Here is a 4,275-nt window from a genome sequence, read left to right as displayed (position 1 = left end):
CATCATACTAGCATTTAATTTATTTCTAATAGTTTTTTCNCTATAAATAGCTTTTTTAATCATCGTGCCTTTTCAATAATGAGAAATATCACCTTCAATATCACAACCAATATTATTTCATAGTGTTTGATTTNTGACACCTTCTTCATTATTTTTAATTAATCTAATAGTTTTATTCAAAAAATCTAATTTAGAATCACTTATAAAAGATTTACTATCTTCTAAACGCTGTAATAATTCTTCATATTTACCATTATAAAAATTATCAACGGCCTTATGATATGTTTCTCTATTTTCCTTATTTTTATTTTGATATGGATATAATTTTTTAAATCTACTTGTAAGATGAAATTTATCTATTGTATAGTGAATTTTATTTTTAGGAAAATATTGATGCATAAAATTTTTAGTATTTTTAATNCATAATGCACCATCACCTAAAATCATAATTTCAATATTAGGTGTCAATTTGAAATGAGTTTCAATTAAAGTAAATAATTTTATAAGAACTGGTTTTAAATTCGCTTCTTTTTTAAGATAATCTGGAATATTATCCATTTCAAAAACACCTAATTTATTTGCAATTACAGGTCTTTTTACAGTATATTTTTCTTCATCATACCCAGTATGTACAGTACATGCTATCGTGTGTTTTTTTATCTTTTTTCTTCCTTGCTTTGTTGAATCTAACATTTTCAAATAAGTCCCATCCATTTGAATATATAAAGTGTGTGGAATATTTATTTTTTTATTACTTTTATTAAAGTAATATTCTTCATCAGTTTTTGCATTTTTCATAATATTAGATACTGTCATTAAACTAATTTTTACATGCTCCATAGTATCTAAAATATCTTTATATCTTTTGTTCTCAGTAATAAATGATAATATTTTTTCTTTAACAGAATTATCTATTCTTTGTCATTTTTTAATTCCTAAAAGTTTATCCAAAAGAAAAATATATTCTTCTTTACCTGTTTCTGGATTAATTTTATAATATTTTCTTCTTTTAAAAGTTATTTTTCCATTTAAAATAGTTAATGTTCTTGGTTTTATTTCTTTTACTTTATAATCTTTAAATTCTTTTAAAGTTTCATCAATTTTATAATTTTTAAAAATTCATTCTTCATAATCTTCTAAACTTTGTTGAATAATTTCAATACTCTGTATATATAATAAATTAATAAGATTATTAAAAAAATTGCCATCATTATTTATCATTTTCATACCCTCTTTTCTTAATTCAGGACTTTATCACAAAAATAATGAAAATGCAAAAAAGATATTATTTTTTATTTATTATGTTATAATTTAGTTGTTAATTATTAGCAAATTAATTTAACTGAAAAAAGTAAAGTAATTTACNTTTTTTTATTTTGATGTAAAATATAGATAATAAAAAAGAGAACCCTGTCAAGTTCTTCTGTAAATGTTTTTCTCTACTTATATTTAACCATATAAAGGAGTAAAAAATGAAAGAATTTAATCCAAATAAAGCAAGTTTAGCGACTTTTTATCGTAAAATTGAGCAATTTTGAGAAAATAAATCACCTAATAAACCATATACTTTGAATGATTTAACCAATAAATTNNNNAATAATCTTGTTTTTAAACCAATTAAAGAACTTATTAAAAATTTAAAAGATGAGCATAATAAAAATGGAAAAAATATTCTTATTTTAGAAAAATATTTTAATGGCCATCAAGAAGAAATTAATAATAATATTACGCAAGCCCGTAAACAAAAACAAAATGAATTATTTAAAGAACAAGAATTAAAAAAACAAGAATTAATTGAAAAAGCAAATAATTTAACTGTTGATATGGGTTTAGATATAGACCAAATTCAAGATGAACAAGTTAGGGTTATGGAAAAAGTTGCTGAAATTGATAAAGCATTAGAACCAAAAGAATTAAAAAAAGTTGGTATTAATATTATTAAAGATAAATTATTGGTAAAAGATATTGAAGTAATTGGAATTGATGATGATTTTGTAGAAAATGCTAATCAATATGAATTAATACAACTAATTAAATATTTAATTGTTGATGAAAAGTTAGTTAAAAACACAATTAAAGCACAATGAGATACAAATACCAATACTAAATTAATTGGTATTAAAGGTATTAAATTCAAAATAAATAAAGGAGACAAATAATATGGCAAATGAACTAAAACAATATATTAAAGGTGCAATTGTTAAATATGAATTAAAAGTTAATGAAAAATATTTAAAAGAAAATATTTTAGCACTTGAAGAATTGAAAATGAAAAATGGACAAAGTTATATGTCATTAGTTTCTAATGCTGATAATGCTAAAATCACAGCATTAGGAATTATTAAATTAAGTAATAAAGGTTTAATATTTGGAAAAGATTTTAATATTATTCCATTTAAAAATAAATTAACAACTATTATTGATAGTAAAGTTTATTGTAAAAGAATTGAAGAAGCAGGATATAGTCCACGAAAATCAATTATATTTAAAAATGAAAAATTTGAATGGGATGCTATAAATTCTTGCCCAAAAATTCATGAGATTAATTTTAATGCAAATACTAGTGATTATAATGAGATAATTGGAGCTTATGCTTTTGCAAAAGATAAAAATGCTAATTATCAAGGTATTTTATTAAGAAAAGCAGATATTGACCGTTTAAAAAATAGTAGTCCAAGTGGAAATAGTGAATATTCCCCTTGAAATAAATGACCAAAAGAAATGGTTGAAGCAAAATTATATCGTAAATTAGCCCAAGAATTAGGCGTTGATATTAATGATATTGATTTAGATGAAAAACAAATAAAAGAAGATGGTAATTTTGATTATATACCTTTTAATGATATTACTGTCGCCAAAAATCAGGGGCAGATGAACGATGAATCCTTATCAAATAATATAAATACCCCATNTTATACAGAAATATCGGACACAAACAATAATGTCGTTAAAGAAGAAGATATATCAAATGTAGTGCCAGCAGTTAACAATGATGAGGAATGAGCAAAATGNGAATAAAAATAGGTATTGACCCATCAGGAACTGGTACTACTGCTATTGTTATTTNTNAANATNNNAAATTANNATACAAAAAATTGAATTTAAAACAAAAGAATGATTATTACACGTTAAAGAAATTTTAGATAATATAATTCCTACTGCAGAAATCATTAATATTGAAGATTGTTTATATACATCCACTAATGCTAGTAAAGACCGCGATGATTTATTAAAAGCAATTGGAGCAATTAAATATAAAACAAACAAGTTGAAAAATATTAATTGAGTATCACCACGACATACTAAATCAGTTGTTAAAAATATAGAAAATTTAAGTAAATATAATAATGGTTGTATTCAAGAATTTAGTAAAGATGATNATTTAACTTATGAATNTGGTAAAGGTTGAAAATATAATAATGAAAAAATAAGTAATCATTTACGAGATGCAATTATTATTGCTAATTATGAGAGTTAATATTATGAAACATTCATATAATCAAAAAACAGGAAAATATTATTCTTGTAAAATTCGGAATGTTAATATTTATTTAAATACAGAACAAGAAGAAATATGAAATGAATTTAATGGATTTACTTATTCTCAACGAATAGAATATATTATCAACTTTTATATAACACACAATAAAGAAAAATAAAAAATAACCTTAATTGGTTATTTTTTTAAATAATATTTGTTAGTTTTTGAATAGCATCTTTTTGTGCTTGTTTTTTNNCATTNNNTTTAANTTGNCCTGTTTTTAATGCTAATTCTGTTGCATAATCAGGTCCTCGTAAATGTTTTTCGTGGGCAATAACAGNAGTTCTTAATTCTCTGATTTCTGCTTTATATTTTTTAATTTTTTTAGCAGATAATCCAAGAATACCAAGACTACCCATTCCACCTGCACCTGCTAACACAAGTAAAGCAATCATTAATGTTTCGTTCATTTTCTTTAATTCCTTTCTTATCCTTACTAAAANAGTGGCCATCTATTCTTTCAGAACAAAATAATTTATAAATTAAACTATATAACCACCCAAAAATATCAGCCACCCCTATATATAGTTTATTTTAAATTTAATTCTTTGTTATTTTCTTCTGTTATACCATCTAAATTATTTCATTGTTTTGCTATTCTTGGCTGAATAACTCGCGGATTAATCCGACAATCTAAGCAATGTCTTAAATGGTCTTTTTTTCATTTTGATTTATCAATTCAAATTATAATTAAAGAAATTATTAAAGTAATTAAAGGTAAAATTGTAAATACT

Annotated in this window: 3 protein-coding genes (1 of these 3 only partly in view); 1 reads left to right on the top strand and 2 read right to left on the bottom strand. The window is 22.7% G+C overall.

From position 1 onward, the window contains the following. Nucleotides 1-1,221: the 5' portion of an Mbov_0401 family ICE element transposase-like protein gene (locus tag BST80_RS04250; RefSeq protein WP_415746108.1), read on the bottom strand. It extends 39 nt beyond the left edge of the window; 1,221 of the gene's 1,260 nt are visible here — the first part of the coding sequence; its start codon is at nucleotides 1,219-1,221; the stop codon falls past the left edge of the window. A 2,261-nt stretch (nucleotides 1,222-3,482) separates the two neighbouring features. On the opposite strand from BST80_RS04250, the gene BST80_RS04245 reads away from it, so the two are divergent. After that, nucleotides 3,483-3,659: a hypothetical protein gene (locus tag BST80_RS04245; protein ID WP_415746107.1), complete on the top strand. Its 177-nt coding sequence runs from the start codon at nucleotides 3,483-3,485 to the stop codon at nucleotides 3,657-3,659. Nucleotides 3,660-4,070: 411 nt separating this feature from the next. Here BST80_RS04245 and BST80_RS04240 read toward each other — a convergent pair. Next, nucleotides 4,071-4,275: hypothetical protein (locus BST80_RS04240; protein WP_415746106.1), on the bottom strand; the 205-nt coding region annotated here is incomplete at its 5' end.

Source organism: Spiroplasma sp. Moj, assembly GCF_016082285.1.
Lineage (GTDB): Bacteria > Bacillota_I > Bacilli_A > Mycoplasmatales > Mycoplasmataceae > Spiroplasma > Spiroplasma phoeniceum.
The sequence above is the reverse complement of the archived record's forward strand: the minus strand, read 5'-3'. Positions and strand labels throughout refer to the sequence as shown.